Annotated in this window: 1 protein-coding gene; it reads right to left on the bottom strand. The window is 49.1% G+C overall.

Features of this window, described 5'->3' with window-relative positions; genetic code table 11:
• The coding region (locus J7438_RS25840; RefSeq protein ID WP_209278905.1) for a DEAD/DEAH box helicase family protein at nt 1-692 on the bottom strand (692 nt) is incomplete at its 3' end.
• Between the last annotated feature and the right edge of the window lie 366 nt (nt 693-1058).

Here is a 1058-nt window from a genome sequence, read left to right as displayed (position 1 = left end):
GTCAACGGATCAAACTCGCTGATGGCTTCCAGTTCATCGTCAAACAGCTCCAAACGGACCGCCTCTTTTTCCGATTCAGCGGGAAAAATATCAATAACATCACCACGAACACGGTAAGTGGCCCGCCGAAAATCCGCATCGTTGCGCGTGTACTGCAATTCCGCCAGGCGCCGCAGAATTGTTCGCTGATCCACCCTGTCACCACGGTCCAGATGCATCATCATTTTCAGATAAGACTGTGGATCACCCAGGCCATAAATGGCCGAAACCGTTGCCACAATAATCGCATCCTGTCTTTCCATCAGGGCCTTGGTGGCAGAGAGACGCATTTGTTCAATATGTTCATTAACCGATGCATCTTTCTCGATATAGGTATCTGACGTGGGTACGTAAGCTTCTGGCTGGTAATAGTCATAGTAGGAGACAAAATACTCCACGGCATTGTCTGGAAAGAACTCCTTGAACTCACCGTAGAGTTGTGCGGCCAGTGTCTTGTTATGGGCCATGATGATCGTCGGCCGCTGTATTTTTTCGATCACATTGGCCACCGTGAAGGTCTTGCCGGAGCCTGTTACCCCCAGTAATGTTTGGCAGGCAAGGCCAGCATCAATGCCCTTGACCAGCTGTTCAATAGCAACCGGTTGATCACCTGCGGGACCGAAGCGGGAAGAAACTTTAAACGATCGACTCATGCTACCCTTCCATCTGGAGCAGAAAAAATTTGCCAACGGTAACCGACAAACGCATATCAACGGTACATCGTATTGTGTATGATGCCTTCTGTTGGTCGCATGTCGGATACTTGCTACTCATCACCGTTATAGTACAGCTATTGGTAGATAGTTTCCGCCATTGGAAGTCTAACCAAACATCAGAGAGCTTACACAGACTCAAGCGATCTTCTCCAGCCAATAGCGGAAGGCAAACAGCTTTATAATTCTCAGTGTTACAACCATAAACGAGGAAAACTGTGACTGGTCATCCATCCCAACGCGTGCAAATGGTCAAGCCATCTCCAACTCTGGCAGTCACCGCCAAGGCTGCCGAACTGAGAGCTG

This window comes from Thalassotalea sp. G20_0, assembly GCF_017744175.1.
In the GTDB taxonomy this organism is placed as follows: Bacteria; Pseudomonadota; Gammaproteobacteria; order Pseudomonadales; family Endozoicomonadaceae; genus Endozoicomonas.
The sequence above is the reverse complement of the archived record's forward strand: the minus strand, read 5'-3'. Positions and strand labels throughout refer to the sequence as shown.